Origin of the sequence: Synechocystis sp. FACHB-908, from assembly GCF_014698595.1 — a bacterium.
Lineage (GTDB): Bacteria > Cyanobacteriota > Cyanobacteriia > Cyanobacteriales > Microcystaceae > Synechocystis.
The window spans coordinates 1-12,580 of record NZ_JACJTH010000029.1; the positions used below are offsets into that span (position 1 = coordinate 1).

Sequence of the window (12,580 nt, forward strand, 5' to 3'; positions counted from 1 at the left end):
ACATTAATCCTAACCAGATACTCACAAACTTAAATGTGTCTAATACTGGGTAGTCATCTTTAGGAAAATTAGATAGATAAGTTTTGACAATATGTCCAAAATTTGATATCATCGCTTCAATTATTCTAATATTTCTGCCCTTTATTCTATCATTTTAAAGGGCTTTTTTTCTCTTTATAACTATCGTTCAACACTTCTGCTTTTGATTAAGTTTTAACTGTCTTTATCGGTTGCGGAGATCAAGAAATTTTAGGGAGCCACCCCCCGTTGTTTCAATAGAGCCTGTCTTTTCTTACGGGCAATTTCCTGGAGATCAATATTCTTATCAGTTTCATCAACAATTTCCCCGGTTAAAACTTCAACCACGTCTTCTAGGGTTATCACACCGGCAACGCCGCCATACTCATCAATAACCACCATTAAATGTTCCCGTTTTTCCTGAAATTGCTTTAGAAGTTTATCGGCTCTCATGCCTTCTGGAACAAATTGGGCTGGTCGAGCTAATTCTGCGATGGTTTTATAGCCTTCTCCTTGGATTAAAGCAGTGAGTAAATCCTGTTTGAGGGCAATGCCCAAGACTTCATCAATGTATTCATCAACAATTAAAATACGAGTATGTTGGGATTGGATAATATCTTGTTGGCATTCCGCTAAAGTTAATTCTCCCAAAAGATAGGTGATAATCACCCTGGGGGTCATCAAATCCACTGCCATCAAATCATTAAGCTGGAAAACCCGCTGAATCATTTGTTCTTCGTCTCCTTCGATTACCCCTTCTTTGTAACCGAGGGTAGCTAGAAACTTAATTTCTGCTTCGTTGGTGCTGGGTACTCTTTTGCCGTGGGTGAAGGGATTGGTAATTTGTTCAATCAACCACACTAAAGGAGTAAAAATTAAGGTTAAAAATCTTACTGGTATGGCAATCAAAAGGGCAATGTTAGTGGCATATCTTTCCCCCAGAGTCTTAGGAATAATTTCGCCAAAAACAATAATTAGCAAGGTTAAAATTCCAGAAAAAACTCCCATCCAAGCATCTTGTAGATGTTTAGTTGCTAAGGCTCCAATGGTGATACTACCCACAATATTAAAAATGTTGTTGAGCACCACAATGGTGCCAATGGGGCGATTCATCCTATGGCGAATAGCTTGGAGGGCAATGGCGGAGGGATTATTGGACTGGGATAACTGCCGTACTTTTACCAAGGGCACAGAAAATAGGGCCGCCTCTGCACAGGAACAAATGCCAGAGCCTAACAAAACAATGAAAATGGCCGCTACAATTTCCAGCATAAAATTCCGAAACCAACTTACCAAGATTATAGACCATGGCTATTTTCCCCTAGACTGGAGGGCTAGGAACAAACTTGTCACAAATTCCGCAATTCTTTTTTGCCATGGCTGACCCCACCAAAATCATTGTTATTGATGATGACCCCACCGGCTCCCAAACGGTTCACAGTTGCCTGTTGCTGATGCAGTGGGACGTGGAAACTCTGCGGCAAGGTCTACGGGATGAAAGTCCGATCTTTTTTATTCTCAGCAACACCAGGGCCTTACCCCCAACTCAGGCGGAACAGGTAGTGATGGAAATTTGCCAGAATTTAAAACTAGCCCTAGCAACGGAAGCGGTCGATCACTACTTGGTTGTAAGTCGTTCTGATTCCACTCTGCGGGGCCATTACCCCTTGGAAACCGATGTGATCAACCGGGAGTTGGGACCGTTTGATGCCCATTTTCTGGTGCCAGCCTTTTTTGAAGGGGGCAGGGTAACCAAGGACAGTGTCCATTACCTGATTGTGGATGGTGAATTGGTGCCCGTGGCGGCAACGGAATTTGCCCAGGATTCGGTGTTTGGCTACCACCATAGTTATTTGCCTGATTATGTGGCAGAAAAAACCCAAGGCAAGATTGGGGCGGCCCAGGTGGAACGCATCACCCTAGGGGATCTTAGTGAGGCCAATAATGCTTTAGGCGATCGCCTGATGGATTTTAACCATAACCAGTGTGTGGTGGTGGACGGAGAAACCCAAAAAGATTTTGATCGCCTGGCGGCAAGTATGCTCATAGCTAGTGGCCAGGGCAAACATTTTCTGTTGCGGAGTGCGGCCAGTATTCTCACATCCCTAGCTAATTTGGGGCCCCAACCAGTGGCTCCGGTGGCCATGGCCAGCTATAAACCCACCAACCAACCAGGAATAATTTTGGTGGGCTCCCATGTGCAAAAAACCACCGAACAATTGATGACATTGCTCAAGGATCAAACGGTGCAGGGCATTGAAATTCCAGTGCAACAATTGCGGGATCATCCCGATAGTCCAGCCGAAATTATTGTCAATGCTTTGACGGCGGTGAACGAAATTCGCGCCGAGGGAAAAACACCGGTAATTTACACCAGTCGAGGGGAATTAAGTTTTGCCTCAGTGCAGGCACGGTTAGACTTTGGCGTTACCCTGTCCCAACTGTTGATGAAAATTGTCCAACAATTACCCCAGGACATCAGCTTTTTGATCAGCAAAGGAGGTATTACTTCCAATGACGTGCTGAGCGTGGGATTACAGTTAACTTCTGTACGGTTGTTGGGGCAAATTATTCCCGGTTGTTCCCTAGTGAGAACGGATGAGGATCATCCCCGTTTTCCCCTTTTGCCGGTGGTTTTATTTCCCGGTAACGTAGGCAATGCTCGGGGTTTAGCCACAGTTTATGAACGTTTGTCCGACAAGCCTAATTCTTGATCAATTTTTTACTAATTCATCCCAATTATCGTCGTTGATTTGCTGACTGGTTGACTTGCTTGAACAGGGGGAAATTGATTGTTAACTAGACTTTTTCGGTCGGCGATCGCCAGCAACTAAGTAACTCCTTTGTCCATTTCTCACAGACCATATTACAGCTATGACCATTGGCATTTGGATATTGGGAGATCAACTTTGGTCGGGGCAGACGGCCTTAAAAAGCCATCAAGGCGATCGCTCACAGGTCCCCGTTCTCCTGATCGAGTCGGCGGAATTTGCCCGTCAACGACCCTACCATCGCCAAAAATTAGTGTTGGTTTGGTCCGCCATGCGCCACTTTGCTGAAGATTTGAGGGCCGAGGGCTGGTCCGTTACCTATGAAATTGCCGCAGATTTCCTCACTCCCCTACACCATTGGCTTAAAACCCAGGGCGTTAGTCACCTCCAAGTCATGGCCCCTGGCGATCGCCCCTTTGAAGCTTGGTTAAAATCTTTGACTCTGCCCTGTGAACTAACCCTATTACCCAACAATCATTTTCTCTGGTCTAGGGAGGATTTTTCCGCCTGGGCTGGCGATCGTAAGCGCCTATTACTGGAAGATTTTTACCGTGCAGGGCGCAAACGTTGGCAAATTTTGATGGTGGATGATCAACCTGTGGGGGGCCGCTGGAATTTTGACCAGGATAATCGCAAGCCCGCCAAAAAGAACCTTTCTCCCCCCAAGCCCCTTTCTTTTCCCCCCGATGACATTACCCAACAGGTTATCGAACGGATAGAACAATTAAATTTACCTGGTTATGGGCAATTATCTGGCTTTCAATGGGGAGTTAGCCGTCAAGACGCCCTGCAAGGGCTGAAATATTTTGTTGATGTTGGTTTAAGTCAATTTGGCACCTACCAAGATGCCATGGTAATGGGGCAGAAAACCCTCTGGCACAGTCTGATTTCCCCCTATTTAAATTTAGGATTGTTGACCCCATTAGAAGTTATTGAAGCAGCTACTAACGCCTTTGCCACCCAAGACATTTCTTTAAACAATGTGGAGGGATTTATTCGTCAGGTTTTGGGCTGGCGGGAATATATGCAGGGCATTTATCAATGGGTAGATGAAGATTACGGGCAGGGTAATTGGTTTAACCATGACTTTCCTTTGCCTGAGTTTTATTGGCAATCCAGCCACACCAAAATGAATTGTTTAGCCACTGTCTTAAACCAAGTCGAAGAAACAGGTTATGCTCACCATATTCAACGATTAATGGTTCTCAGCAACTTTGCCTTAATTGTTGGCGTTAATCCTCAAAAACTCCAAGACTGGTTCCATGCCGCTTTTATCGATGCCTACGACTGGGTAATGCAAACCAATGTGTTAGGAATGGGGCAGTTTGCAGATGGAGGAATATTAGCATCAAAACCCTATGCTTCTTCTGCTAACTACATTAATAAAATGAGTGATTATTGCCAACAATGCTCCTACAACCATAAAGCTAGAACTGGTAAAGATGCCTGTCCCTTTAACTATTTCTATTGGGATTTTCTTGCACGGCATCAAGAAAAATTACAACACACTGGAAGGATGGGTCTTATTTTGGCCAATTTAAAACGAATTGAACCAACCGAAATGTCGGCAATGCAAACGTTAGCTGAGAACTGGCGTCAGGCTCATTTAAACTCATAGTAGATTCCCAATCAAAGCACTCCGGGTAGTTCAAATAGGACTGAAAAATTGTTTAAAACTAAACTTTGTTCGGTAAAGGATAATGGGTTCTTAGCCAAGCTTCTTCCTGTTGGCGATCGCCTAATTCTCCGTCTAGGCAAGCGTTTAATAAATCAGTCAAAATTTGCTTAAATTGGGGCCCCGGTTTATAACCCAGCGCTTTGAGGTCGTGGCCAGTTAAAAATGGCGACACTTGGCATAGCTGGCTGAAATAAAACCAAATTTGCTTTCTCAACAGCTTATTTCCCCTGGCGGCCACCAGGAATAAACTGAAGCGGTCATAATCCTTCAATGTTTGGTAAATGACGCTGGACTTTGGACTGGACTTTGGAGATGCTGGGGAATTTAAACCCTTGGCGATCGCCGTTTCGATGGTTTCTAAGTTAGTTAATCCGTCAATGGTGGCCTTGGGTAACTGTAAGCCCGCCGCAATTTTTTCCCTTTCCTGGGGTGGTAAAGCCCCCAATAAAATACCTAGGCGCAGTAACCAATGTTCTAGGTTTCGCTCCGGGTCAAACCAGCGTAACCAGCGGGAGAGATAACGTACTTGCCACCATAATTGCTCTGTTAGCTTTAGCTCTGCATGAAGACATTTAAGCGCATCTAAATCCGCCAGTAACGTCAATGCCCCTTTCCAATAGGGGGCTTTGAGAATAATAGAAAGCTCCGCCTTTAAACGGGTAGTTAGGGCCGGAGTGGGATGCTCCGTTAGCCGCCAACGTTCATAGACTCCACTGGCGATCGCATAGCGGATATAGGTTTCCGTCTGGGGTTCCAGTTCAAAGCCGAGGCGCACCACAAACCGCACTGCTCGGTAAATGCGGGTGGGGTCTTCAATGAAACTATTGGCGTGTAATACCCTCACCTGTTGGCTTTGCAGGTCATTCATGCCGCCAAAAAAGTCTAACAATTTGCCCGGATTGGGATTGGTTAAGCGGATGGAAAGGGCGTTAATGGTAAAGTCCCGCCGGTATAAATCCTGGCGAATGGAACTAGCTTCCACTTCTGGGTTCGCCGCTGGATAGGGATAAAACTCTGTGCGGGCAGTGGCAATGTCTACCCACAGGGTATCTAGCTGGGGATCTTTATGCCAGAGCAACGCCGCCGTTTGGAATTCCCCATGGACCGATAACCTCGCGCCGGGATAGTCCCCCTGCAAAGCTTGGGCTAACTCAACCCCAGCCCCCACATCCGCCGTGGCATGGAAGCCATCCACCACCAAATCAATATCTTGAAAAGTAATGTTTTGATGTTTTTCTGCCCCCTGGGAATGGCGGAGCCACAAATCGCGCACAGCTCCCCCCACCAGATATAAATGCCAACCCCTAGTCTGGGCCTGTTGAGCGGCCGTAGTTAATAATTGCCAAGTGGCCGGTGGTAAATGGGTTTTTAGCAGTTGCAGTAGGCTACCCTGGCCAAAATTCTGATTAGGAGTGGTCGGGCGATCTCGCAGAGATCCGCTGCGCGGTGCGCCAAACCGTCCCGATTGTTCTTGTTTATCCTGCAATAATTGCCGTAACACATCGGTCCGGGTCACAATGCCCACTAATTTTTCCTGGTCCATAACAGGCAAGCGACCCACGTCATCGGCCACCATAATCGCTTCAATGCGGGGTAAGGGGGTGTCAGGGGCAATGGTTTTAACGTTGCGGGTCATGTAACCTTTTACCGGGGCATGGCTGAAACCGTGGTGCAGGGCTAAATCCAAATCCCGACGGGAAATAATGCCCACCAATTTTTCTTCTTGATTCACCACTGTCAAACCAGAATGGCCGTAACGAAACAAAACCCGTTGGGCCTGTTCAATGGTGGTGTGTGGTCGAATGGTCCGCACCGGAGAAGACATAAAATCCCTAGCCAATAGGGGTTTGGGAATTTGTCTTTGTAAAGCTTGGTAGATTTCTGCCATTACGGTGGTTGGCTCAACATCCCGCAAATTAACCGCTGCCGCCTGGGCATGGCCCCCGCCGCCATAGGGTTCCAACAATTGGGTTAAATCCGTATCGGGAATACGGGTACGGCCAATGAGGGAAAAGCGTTGGTTACTAATTACTCCGGTTTTTTCTCGCTGTTCATCGTTTTTGGTTTTATCTTTGCCTTTGTCGTAAACATGACCCAGTAGTAGGGCATCACATTCTGTCAGAGATAATAATCTTTCCGTCAAATGGGACAGGCCCGGCACAAAATTTTCCGTGGTTAAGAGCACTGAACCGAGCCAATAGCCCCGCACCATTTCCTTGTGGAGATTTTGCATCGCTTCCGCAAACAAAAATTGCAGAGGTGGGGGAAAGCCTGGGTCAGCGTATTCCGCAATCAAACGTAAATTAGCTCCCTGTTCCATTAACCAAGCTAGGGCTTTTACATCCCGCACTGTGGTTTGGGTAAAGGTCAAACTGCCGGTGTCCACATGGATACCCAGGGCCATTACCGACGCTTCCACCATGGAAAGACTTATATCAGCCCGTTGTAATTTCTCCACAATTAAAGTTGTACTGGCCCCCACCGCTTCCAGCTCCCAAATATCCGCTTCGATATCCCTAGGACTGTTGAGATGATGGTCATAAATGGCAACCTGTCGCAGATGGGGCAACGTTAACCAGTCCGCTGCTTTGCCCAGGCGATCACCTTGTTGATTATCGACAATGTAGAGGGAACGAATTTTGTCGGGGTTGACGCTCCGCAGTTCAATGAGGGGAAATTCGTTACGATGGAGTGCTAAAAATTGCCGCACTGTGGGATGGGAACCACCAGTCAAGACAATGCGACTGCCGGGATGGAGTTTGGCTAGCCCCACCGCCGCCCCTAACACATCAAAGTCCGCCGTTTGATGGCAAAGAATTAAATCCATAGGTTTTCTAACAAACCTTGATTAAAGTTAGATATCAACATTATCCTTTGCCTCGAACGTATAGATAGAGGGATTAATTCGACATTCCACTGGCAAAAGATATCATCCCGGCAAGCCTTGAAACTGGTTAAAGATATCGGGTTAATTGGATGCGATAGCGTTCCTTTTTGGTGACTGTAATCTCGCCTATTTCTAGCCTACCTTTCCCACGATAGGTGACTAAATCTCCCGCTTTGAGGGCATAGCTCGACTGGGTGACGGGCTTCCAATTGACCTGCACATTGCCCTGGGTGACCGCATCGGCCATTTTACTGCGGGACAAACCAAACCCTGCTGAAGCAATGGCATCTAAGCGCAGGGAAGCTTCCACCGTAGTCATTTCTTTGGTTTTAGGCGGGCGAATTTTTAACTCTTCCAGGGCGATCGCCTTAGCTTTAACTGGTACAGTACGCACCTGGGTTAAATGAAGACTGATGAATTCCGCTACCTCCGGCACCACGATCGCCTGGGCTCCCCTTTCTCCCAACAGAATAATATCCCCCACTTTTTCCCTTACTAACCCGGTGCCCAACAAAGCCCCCAAAAAGTCCCGATGGCTAGCGGGGTCAAAGAGAAAATTACCCGCCACATCCAATGCAGTGAGGGGTATCTGCTCCGTTTCTAATGGTATTTCTGCCCTAGCAATGGCCAGTCTCTGCCGTTCCGCTTGGGGATAGCCCCCCCAGGGTAAAAAATGTAATTCCGTCAGGGAATCAAAACGGGTTTGAATTTCCGCAATCAGGGGCGGCGCACAAAAATCAGACACCACCACTTCCCAGGTACGCAGGGCCTGTTCCGCCTGGTCAATTACCCTGGCGATCGCCTCCCGGTCTGGGGCCCCCTTTAACAAAGCTTCTCTTGGTAACATCGAGCAACGGCATTAGCTAACAAATCATTGTGGCAACTTTGGTGACCGGTTTGTCAAGGAGCTACAATGCGCCTATGGTTTCGTCCCCCCTACCGTCCCATTCTTCAAACCCCGGCGATGACCCAATCAATTATCTTGGCAGAATTAAGCTCCTGGCTCCGGCGATCGGGACAAGCAATTTTATTGTTGGGCAACACTTCCTTTCAGCTTTTTACCGGCAAAATTGATGGGCGCAACACCACTCAACAATTGATGTTTGTTGGCCCCGCTTCCCTCCCCATTACCCTAATTACCGCCGCTGTCATTGGCATGATTTTCACCATCCAGGTAGCAAGGGAATTTTTAGCTTTTGGAGCAGGCAGTGCTGTGGGGGGGATTTTAATGTTGGCCCTGGGCCGAGAACTATGCCCGATCATGACAGCCGTGGTGGTGGCCGGGCGGGTTGGGTCAGCCTTTGCCGCCGAAATAGGTACTATGCGGGTGACAGAACAAATTGATGCCCTCTATATGCTCAACACTAACCCGGTGGAATATTTAGTCATTCCTCGACTGTTGGCCTGTTGCATTATGGTGCCCACTTTGAGTGTGCTGGCTTTAGTAACCGGCATGATGGGGGGAGCGGTAATTTCCAGCAATGTTTATGGCATTGCCAACCAGGTATTTTTTGAATCCATACAGACCTTTGTTACCCCCTGGGACATATTCTGCGGCCCCGTCAAGGGCATTGTGTTTGGAGTTTTAATCGCCATCATTGGTTGTAACTGGGGCCTGACTACTAGGGGCGGAGCCAAAGGAGTGGGGGAATCCACCACCGCCGCAGTGGTAACTTCTCTGTTGGCAATTTTTGTGAGTAACTTTCTGATGTCTTGGATTATGTTCCAGGGCAGTGGTTCTGGTGCTGTGCTAATGGGGAATTAAGTACGCACCGCATATTGTTTATTTACTAGAGACCGGCTAAAAGCGACTAGTGCCAATGGGTAATCACACTTAAGGATGCTTTTCAAACATGCTTTCAGTCAAAAACCGGTTCCATCGCAGTTTGCCTAGCCGCCTGGAGTAAAGCTTGGTAACTGGGCAGGGGCTGGAGGTCAACAAAAGCTGGTTCCCCTTCAATCAAACTTAGGTAGGTGCCTGGATACCATTCCAACACCTTTCCCAGGGCATAAACTGCATCTGAGTAATTTTTTTGTAGTACTTGGCAAAGGGCAATTTCATACCAGCTATAGTCGTCATCCACTTCCACATCCAACGCCCTGTGGTAGCAGGCGATCGCCCTTCCATAACGGTAGATTTGTTGCCATAGTTCCCCTTGTCGAAACCAGGCCCAGTAATCATTGGGACGGATTTCCAGGGATTTTTTATAGCATTGCAAAGCTTCAGCGTAATGGCCCCAACGGCGAAAACAGTCCGCCTGGCGGTACCAAGACCAAAAATCGTCCTGGCGAATGGTTAACGTCTGCCGAAAACTGGCGATCGCCGCTTCGTACTGGCCAGAGAGTCGGTAAGATTCCCCCAGACGATAGGTGGCCCAATAATCTTTAGGTAAATAATCTAAAGCCCGTTGAAAACAAGGGATAGCCTGGGCAAAATCATCAATTTCATTGAGGTACACACAACCCTGGTCGTACCAAGCCCAGTAGTTTTCCGGTTGGATTTGGCAGGCGTTGTCATAACTTTCTGCCGCATCTCTGTAACGCCCCAAATGCTCCAGGGTAATGCCCCTTTTGTACCAAGCCCAATAATCCCCAGGATAATACTCCAAAGCCCGTTCATAACTGAGGAGGGCATCATTGTATTTCCCCTGTTGCCAGAGGGTATTGCCCTGTTGGTACCAGCCTTTGTAACTATCAGGGCGGCACTCTAGGGGATTAAAAACAGTACTGCGGGATGGGTGGGAGGGCATGGGAACACGACCAGGGAAAATGGCAACCGTACACCAGTGGGAAAAAACGTCGGGCTGGCGGCCAACTGAAGAGACTTACCGCCATGTTTAATTCACATACCAGAATTGTACAAACTCCTGGGGCGATCGCCGGATTTATCCATCTTCCTTGTCAAGATTAGATCACATTACTTAATTAGCCAGCCAAATACTTCTCCCAAATTTAAATCAATGGCCTGGGCAAAGCTTGGCATCAGTAACTTTGACTCCGTTTCGTCGAAAATTTCTGGCGATCGGCCGGGTTGATAAACAAAGATAGATTGCTCTTTCGGATTAATCAACCAACCCATTTTAGTGCCATTATTCAAGCAAAATAAAATATTTTTTACTATTTTTTTTGACTTTGCTCAGGAGACAATATTTCAATCATCCAATTAGGCGGGAGGTAAAAGTTGTCGGCAATTTCTCCATCTTGATCACAGGGAATATTTTCCCAAGTAAAAACCGCAATATCAGGAACAATAGACCGATTTTCAAAACTGCAACGCAACTCTGTGAATGCCCAAGCAATTTTTTCCTTTTTCAAGGCCATGTTAATGGCAAATGACAATGCAGTTTGTAAAGTACTGTGTTTTCCTTTTGGCATAGGTTTGGCACTAACTTGCCCATCTCGATACTCTAGGGGCGGCTTCTCTTCCGGTAAGGCTAGAAACTCAGTCAGGGTTAGGTTTGTGTTTCCTACTTTCAGCATTTTAGATTCGCCTCGACACTCCACCTATTTGCCGTTGAAACCCATTCTAACCCTTTTATTAAGTGCTCAAAAACTAGCCAGAATTACCCCTTATTGTATTTTTTATAAAGTTCAATAATAGTCTCCACCACCTCGGCAATGGTGAGGTTATCGGTAATAATTTCCACTGCATCCACTGCCTTCTGCAAAGGAGCGATCGCCCTAGTGCTATCAAGATGATCCCGGTGGGCAATGTCCGCTTCCAATTGGGCTAAATCCACTGCTTGATTACCCTGAGCTTCAAAATCCTTGAGGCGACGGCGGGCTCGTTCCTGAACTGAAGCGGTGAGGAAAATTTTCAATTCCGCGTTGGGAAAAACCTGGGTGCCAATGTCCCGACCTTCCGCCACAATTCCTCCTTGGTCGCCATACTTCCTTTGTAGTTTTAGTAACTTGGCTCGAACGGCTCCCTGGGCAGCAATGGTGGAAACCAATTGGGTCACCGCCGGGGTGCGAATGGCATCACTGACATCTTGCCCATTAACTTTAACTCCGGTCAATTGGGGGGCAGGACGGGGCATTAGTTCAATCTCCGCACCACTGGTAAGTTCCGCCACCGCTGGTTCATCCTCGGGAGCAATGCCCTGGTCTAAAATCAGCCAAGCCAAAGCTCGATACATGGCTCCGGTGTCTAAATAGGTCAGACCCAGGCCATCAGCCACCTGTCTGGTAACAGTGGATTTTCCGGCTCCGGCGGGGCCATCAATGGCAATAATAGGCAGTCGATGATTAAGCACAAGATTATCAATTAAGCGGGTACTACCCACATAGGCGGCGATCGCCATTAAAACAGGATTTTGGTCCGGTAATGTTCCAGTGATGGGTTGCAGGGTGTCAGCTTCCACCAATTGCAAATATTGCACCTGGACAGACGGTTCCGCGTCCAAAACGTCCTGGGTGGCGGTCAACAAAGCAGAAACTTGGCGATCGCCTTGACGATATCGCTGTTGGGCGGCTTGCAAACTGCGGTATAGCACCGTAGCCTGTTCCTTTTCTATCGGGCTTAAATATTGATTGCGGGAACTCATGGCCAAACCCGATTCCTCGCGCACTGTGGCACAACTGCGGATAGTCACAGTTAAGTTCAAGTCCTGCACTAGGCGACGAATAATAGCCAATTGTTGGGCATCTTTGGCACCGAAATAAGCCACATCGGGACAAACAATGGTGAACAATTTAGTGACGATAGTAGCTACCCCCTGGAAATGGCCGGGACGATGGGCACCGCAGAGAACTTCCGTCATGGCTGGAGGAGGCAGTACCGTAGTTTGATCTCCTTTGGCATCAATGCCCAAATCCGTCACCGTCGGGGCAAAAATTACCGCCACCCCCAAAGATTCTGCCCATTGGCGATCGCCGTCGAAGTCCCGGGGATATTTTTCCAAATCTTCACCGGGGCCAAATTGCAGGGGATTAACGAAAATAGATAACACGACTAAATCCATTTCCGCCACCGCCCGTTTGAGCAGACTGCCATGGCCGGCGTGGAGAGATCCCATGGTAGGAACTAAGCCCACGGTTTTGCCCCGACCAGCTTGGCGGAGATAGGTTTGTAACCCTGCGATTGTGCGAAAAACCTGCACCATTACTTCTTTGTTATTCTTTGGATTGTGTGCAAACGATGGAGGTCATTAAAACCTTTCCATGGCCGAAGTTTCATTGATATCCCAGACAAATTGCCCCGCTGTCCTAGACCCCCCGCCGCAA

Annotated in this window: 10 protein-coding genes and 1 pseudogene; 3 read left to right on the top strand and 8 right to left on the bottom strand. The window is 47.6% G+C overall.

Annotation, left to right across the window (positions count from 1 at the left end; all coding sequences use genetic code 11):
- Together H6G46_RS10210 and H6G46_RS10215 are read right to left on the bottom strand one after the other, a co-directional pair.
- A pseudogene (locus H6G46_RS10210) lies at window positions 1–112 on the bottom strand (IS4 family transposase); the annotation flags it as partial.
- Between the two features lie 137 nt (window positions 113–249).
- On the bottom strand, window positions 250–1,290 hold the full coding sequence (locus H6G46_RS10215; RefSeq protein WP_010872779.1) for a hemolysin family protein: 1,041 nt from the start codon (window positions 1,288–1,290) through the stop codon (window positions 250–252).
- Window positions 1,291–1,394: 104 nt separating this feature from the next.
- Between H6G46_RS10215 and H6G46_RS10220 the strand changes: the two genes are divergently transcribed.
- Window positions 1,395–2,732: a four-carbon acid sugar kinase family protein gene (locus H6G46_RS10220; RefSeq protein ID WP_010872780.1), complete on the top strand. Its 1,338-nt coding sequence runs from the start codon at window positions 1,395–1,397 to the stop codon at window positions 2,730–2,732.
- 160 nt (window positions 2,733–2,892) lie between these two features.
- A complete protein-coding gene (locus tag H6G46_RS10225; RefSeq protein ID WP_010872781.1) occupies window positions 2,893–4,407 on the top strand; it encodes a cryptochrome/photolyase family protein in 1,515 nt (504 codons plus the stop codon).
- 58 nt (window positions 4,408–4,465) lie between these two features.
- On the opposite strand, the gene H6G46_RS10230 is transcribed toward H6G46_RS10225, so the two are convergent.
- Together H6G46_RS10230 and H6G46_RS10235 are read right to left on the bottom strand one after the other, a co-directional pair.
- Entirely contained in the window at window positions 4,466–7,294 is a 2,829-nt protein-coding gene (locus H6G46_RS10230; RefSeq protein ID WP_010872782.1) for an A-adding tRNA nucleotidyltransferase, read from the bottom strand.
- 127 nt (window positions 7,295–7,421) lie between these two features.
- Window positions 7,422–8,201 (bottom strand): photosystem II S4 domain protein, encoded by a 780-nt coding sequence (locus tag H6G46_RS10235; protein WP_010872783.1) that lies wholly within the window; start codon window positions 8,199–8,201, stop codon window positions 7,422–7,424.
- 66 nt (window positions 8,202–8,267) lie between these two features.
- Here H6G46_RS10235 and H6G46_RS10240 point away from each other — a divergent pair, with 66 nt between their 5' ends.
- Window positions 8,268–9,119: an ABC transporter permease gene (locus tag H6G46_RS10240; protein WP_010872784.1), complete on the top strand. Its 852-nt coding sequence runs from the start codon at window positions 8,268–8,270 to the stop codon at window positions 9,117–9,119.
- 94 nt (window positions 9,120–9,213) lie between these two features.
- On the opposite strand, the gene H6G46_RS10245 is transcribed toward H6G46_RS10240, so the two are convergent.
- From H6G46_RS10245 to H6G46_RS10260, 4 genes are all read right to left on the bottom strand, one after another.
- Window positions 9,214–10,104 carry a tetratricopeptide repeat protein gene (locus H6G46_RS10245; RefSeq protein ID WP_010872785.1) on the bottom strand — a complete coding sequence of 297 codons (891 nt, stop codon included), beginning with the start codon at window positions 10,102–10,104 and terminating at the stop codon, window positions 9,214–9,216.
- A gap of 167 nt (window positions 10,105–10,271) precedes the next feature.
- Complete coding sequence (locus H6G46_RS18745; RefSeq protein ID WP_010872786.1) at window positions 10,272–10,433, bottom strand: Uma2 family endonuclease; 162 nt, start codon at window positions 10,431–10,433, stop codon at window positions 10,272–10,274.
- Between the two features lie 38 nt (window positions 10,434–10,471).
- Window positions 10,472–10,834 (bottom strand): Uma2 family endonuclease, encoded by a 363-nt coding sequence (locus H6G46_RS18750; RefSeq protein WP_020861795.1) that lies wholly within the window; start codon window positions 10,832–10,834, stop codon window positions 10,472–10,474.
- Between the two features lie 83 nt (window positions 10,835–10,917).
- On the bottom strand, window positions 10,918–12,459 hold the full coding sequence (locus tag H6G46_RS10260; protein ID WP_010872788.1) for a bifunctional pantoate--beta-alanine ligase/(d)CMP kinase: 1,542 nt from the start codon (window positions 12,457–12,459) through the stop codon (window positions 10,918–10,920).
- Window positions 12,460–12,580 lie beyond the last annotated feature (121 nt).

Bases quoted from the DNA above. Each gene is read 5' to 3' on its own strand.
- H6G46_RS18745 (WP_010872786.1), bottom strand. From the start codon at position 10,433: ATGGGTTGGTTGATTAATCCGAAAGAGCAATCTATCTTTGTTTATCAA.
- H6G46_RS10215 (WP_010872779.1), bottom strand. From the start codon at position 1,290: ATGCTGGAAATTGTAGCGGCCATTTTCATTGTTTTGTTAGGCTCTGGC.
- H6G46_RS10235 (WP_010872783.1), bottom strand. From the start codon at position 8,201: ATGTTACCAAGAGAAGCTTTGTTAAAGGGGGCCCCAGACCGGGAGGCG.
- H6G46_RS10245 (WP_010872785.1), bottom strand. From the start codon at position 10,104: ATGCCCTCCCACCCATCCCGCAGTACTGTTTTTAATCCCCTAGAGTGC.
- H6G46_RS10225 (WP_010872781.1), top strand. From the start codon at position 2,893: ATGACCATTGGCATTTGGATATTGGGAGATCAACTTTGGTCGGGGCAG.
- H6G46_RS10260 (WP_010872788.1), bottom strand. From the start codon at position 12,459: ATGGTGCAGGTTTTTCGCACAATCGCAGGGTTACAAACCTATCTCCGC.
- H6G46_RS10240 (WP_010872784.1), top strand. From the start codon at position 8,268: ATGCGCCTATGGTTTCGTCCCCCCTACCGTCCCATTCTTCAAACCCCG.
- H6G46_RS18750 (WP_020861795.1), bottom strand. From the start codon at position 10,834: ATGCTGAAAGTAGGAAACACAAACCTAACCCTGACTGAGTTTCTAGCC.
- H6G46_RS10220 (WP_010872780.1), top strand. From the start codon at position 1,395: ATGGCTGACCCCACCAAAATCATTGTTATTGATGATGACCCCACCGGC.
- H6G46_RS10230 (WP_010872782.1), bottom strand. From the start codon at position 7,294: ATGGATTTAATTCTTTGCCATCAAACGGCGGACTTTGATGTGTTAGGG.